This window comes from Paraglaciecola sp. (assembly GCF_051252315.1).
Taxonomy (GTDB): Bacteria; Pseudomonadota; Gammaproteobacteria; order Enterobacterales; family Alteromonadaceae; genus Paraglaciecola.
On record NZ_JBPOFP010000209.1, the window covers coordinates 1 to 3830 of the forward strand.

General features: G+C 38.5%; 4 protein-coding genes and 1 pseudogene. 4 read left to right on the forward strand and 1 reads right to left on the reverse strand.

Features of this window, described 5'->3' with window-relative positions; translation table 11 throughout:
- A partial coding sequence (locus ACSHXM_RS21195; protein ID WP_435692312.1) for a type II toxin-antitoxin system ParD family antitoxin occupies nucleotides 1-62 on the reverse strand: 62 nt, incomplete at its 3' end.
- Nucleotides 63-294: 232 nt separating this feature from the next.
- On the opposite strand from ACSHXM_RS21195, the gene ACSHXM_RS21200 reads away from it, so the two are divergent.
- The 4 genes and pseudogenes from ACSHXM_RS21200 to ACSHXM_RS21215 all read left to right on the forward strand — a co-directional run.
- Nucleotides 295-783: a GNAT family N-acetyltransferase gene (locus ACSHXM_RS21200; protein WP_435692306.1), complete on the forward strand. Its 489-nt coding sequence runs from the start codon at nucleotides 295-297 to the stop codon at nucleotides 781-783.
- A gap of 503 nt (nucleotides 784-1286) precedes the next feature.
- On the forward strand, nucleotides 1287-2114 hold the full coding sequence (locus tag ACSHXM_RS21205) for a hypothetical protein (protein WP_435692308.1): 828 nt from the start codon (nucleotides 1287-1289) through the stop codon (nucleotides 2112-2114).
- Nucleotides 2115-2590: 476 nt separating this feature from the next.
- Entirely contained in the window at nucleotides 2591-3496 is a 906-nt protein-coding gene (locus ACSHXM_RS21210; RefSeq protein ID WP_435692310.1) for a DUF2785 domain-containing protein, read from the forward strand.
- Between the two features lie 75 nt (nucleotides 3497-3571).
- Nucleotides 3572-3830: pseudogene (locus ACSHXM_RS21215) on the forward strand (hypothetical protein); the annotation flags it as partial.

Genomic DNA, 3830 nt, shown 5'->3' on the forward strand with positions numbered 1-3830 from the left:
AGTTGCTGATTTATAAATTGATCAAAATGTTCGCCTAATGTTACGCTTGTATTCTTAGCCATAATGTAAAACCTTTGCAGTACCAATATATATTGGATTATGGTATAAAAAATATAACAAGGCAATTAAACGGACAATGATCTTCCCCCAGTTTAGTGGACACTTCCTCATCACACTGAGGAGGCTAATATGCCCAAGTATACCCAACCAAGAAAGATATAGTTTTGCCCTGTAGATTTTAAAACTAAAGCAGTCAAACTAAGCTTAAGAGACGATGTCTTCATCTAAAACGATATGAAAATTCAACAAATCGAAGAAAATAACTGGAGTGGCATCTTAGGTATTCAAAATGAAGCCTACCAAGACGTTGCGCCAGAAGAGTTAGATGTACTCAAGTCTAAACAATCTGCATCACCAGAAACTTGTTTTGTCTGCGTGTCAAATCAGGGGGATTTTTTAGGTTATTTATTGGCCCATCCATGGAGTGGGGCTAAACCGCCCAAGTTATTTGAGCTTCTGCCACATATTGAAAATAGCGATTCATTATACCTCCATGATATGGCAGTTAGTTCTAGCTCAAAGGGGTTAGGTATAGGTCGCTTAATGATGGCAGAACTAATAAAAATTGCTTTACAAAAGGGATTCAAAAAAATAACTCTTGTTGCTGTACAAGGCGCTGATAGTTATTGGTCATTGCTAGACTTCAAAGAAGTTTCAGGGGTTAATGTTTCCCCAAGTTATGGTGAAAAAGCGATGTTAATGGAAAAGGTATTAATGGCATAACAAAGCCGCGTACCGTAACAGCAGTCCTTCCTGCAATTAATGGTAATGCCAAACCACGGTTTTATCATTCCAGCTATTGGCTTTATCTTCATCGGCATGAAGCAGCACATGAATATAATTACTCATTGCTTTGTCCTGAAAAAGTGTCAATACCACATAGAAATGACAGATGAACACAGCGCCAAACACAATGGTAATAAGGATTATCAATTAAACTAATTTAGCTTCGACGTGACTGAGGCTACATCACCGTCTTTGGTTGATTAGGTGGAGTTGGCTTTCATCAGACTGACTGAGTCTACAAAATAGCCTCGGGCATAAGATTGACGAATTAAATCATGGTGCGTATATTATATTTAATAATACAATTTAGTGCTGGTTTGAAAATTGTATCTCATTTTATATATCATCAGACGTCCTTTAAGTTTGTATTGCAAAATATATACAAGCCAAATATTAGGTTAAACAAGTTCGTCTACTTATTACATTAAGGAAATCGAAATATGTTTATACCTCGTTTTAATCCTCTTGGTGTCACTTTATTACTCATTTTAATGAGTAGTTGTGTACCGTCTTCAAAATTAAAACCTGAAAGTTCGAGCATGGTTCCTGAGGTAAATACATCATTACCACATGTGGAGCGACACCCAGACGGAATACCTATACCCACTTTGTTAGCGAAGCGGGGGGAGATGATGGTCGAAGACGATTGTAGTGTGGATCGCAGGCGAGGTTTGGGGTTTTGGAGTCTATCCGTAGATGAGCCAAACGTTTGCCGTGTAACTCATGATATTGAACGTAAACCCATCCATGTACCTATCGCATCCTATCGTCTCCCAGATCATGAAAATGTGATTGTAGAGGTGACGTTTCGCTGGGGAGAACCTTTGGGGGGAAAATACAATGCACAGGTTTTAGGAATATTTTCAGATCTACGTCCTAATACAATTAAAGGGCACAAAATAGAGTCGTGGATCAGTGGCAGCGATCGTTTCACTAAACCAGGGTTAGCCTTCACCAGCTCAATCAACCCAAAAGTGACCATGGACGAACAACCGTTTGATACTTTGAGAGCAAACACCTGGTACACGGCTGTTTTAGAAGTTGTGGGTAATGAGGCGTTGTTGCGCATGGGAGATAGAGTGGCATACGTTGATCTACCTAGAATTGCTGGGCCTAAGAATAAAATCACCTTGATATTTGGCACCACCTGGCACGAAATCAAAAATGTACGTATTTGGCATGCAACGGCAAACCCCAAGTGGAATGAATTAAAAGATTCTGCTCTTAAGTCACGAGAAGCGTTTACTCAGGGGCCGTTTTCGTACTAAATAACCATTACTGTCAATTAACCGAACTAAGTGTTTCTGCGTTTAGTGAGCGATGTGTAATCTCTCTCTTTGATAAGGTAACTGTATTCATAGTGCCCACCGATTTGACGGAGGCATTTACTCTTTTTTATGCTCAGGTACCTGGGCGCTTTTTAATTACTATGTAATCAGTTGCCGTAACATTTTTTATGCTTAAAACTAATCGAAACACCAAGTTGCCTTAAGTGCATTTGGTGAATGTTATATATAAAATTGTAGTTTTTGGTGGTTCTGAGCTCATTAGTTTTAGGTGAATCGCCGGATTTCAAGCTTAAAAAACTGTTTGGTTTGAATCAAATCCTGGGCTAGTAAAGCTTAGGTAAATTTGTTACTAATAAACGCGAATTCTGTACACGCCGCGCCTCTCAATAACGCTATTTTTTCCCCTAAACCTTGTAGGCGCTCATGTTGAGAGAACAGTTAACGAAAAATGGTCAATGATGAAATTAAATAGATTGAGTATATTTATTGTTTTGCTGGTGATGCCTTTGATGGCAAACGCAGAGCAATGCATGAACCATTTCACAATGCATGAACTGGAAATATTAAAAGAAGAAAAGTTTGAAATTGACTCTGTTAAAAACAGAAATAATACCGCTCTTAAATTATTTTCCTGTCTTGGATATCCAGACCCTAAAATACGGGACGGTATTGTTTATGAGGCAATGAGTTATTGGTTACGTAACGACTTACTAAAGCCAAATACAATCAAATTAATGTTTGATTCGCTGACCAAAACGCTAAGTAAAGCCAATCAAGACTCAAACAATTTTACCCAGCCGTTTGCTGCGTTAGTTTTTTCTGAAGTTATTCGTGTTGACCGTCTAATGCCTTACCTTTCTGATAAAGAGCGTCAAAAGGCGGTGGATGTATCAACAGAGTATATGCGTAATATCCAAGACTACCGCGGGTTTGATGATACCTTTGGGTGGCGCCATGCTGTTGCTCATACCGCAGATGTGTTTTTACAACTATCGCTCAATAAACAGATTTCAAGATCACAATTAGCTCAGTTGTTAAGTGCACTAAAAACCCAGGTTTCGCCGCAAAATTCACATTTTTATACATACGGTGAACCTAAACGATTGGCGACTGCATTTGTCTATATTATCCTACGAGCAGAACAAACAGAGCAGGGAATTCTTAGCTTTTTTGATTACCTTGGTAACCCTGCTCCTTTTGATAATTGGCGCAGCGTTTATCAGAGTCAAAAGGGCTTAGCTAAGCTACATAATACTCGCAACTTCGTTTACAGTGTTTTGGCTATAACAGGGCAAAGCCAAAATCCAAAGTTAAAGGCGATACAACCTATGCTTATAAGGATTATCAAACAGTTAGGGTAGCAGACTCAATCATTCATCATGTTGATAATAAGACGTTGGGTTTAACACTAAATTTAGTTAAAAAAGGAGTTTGAAATGAAATATATATTTGTAGTCTTTTGTATTTTTATCATCTCAAGTTTTTGTGTGAAAGCGGCTGACTTGGTTAGTGCGCAACAACCCGTCCTTGCAGATTATAGCGAGGGTGAAAAATGGGTTTGGAAATATAAGGGCGTCACTACAACAGGTATTGTGCGCGCCGATGGAAAAGACACTAAAGAGATAATAAAACAAAATGGTGTGCTTAGTTTGCTGACCGCTAATGGTGTTATTCCTTTAACAAATATTGTTGAAC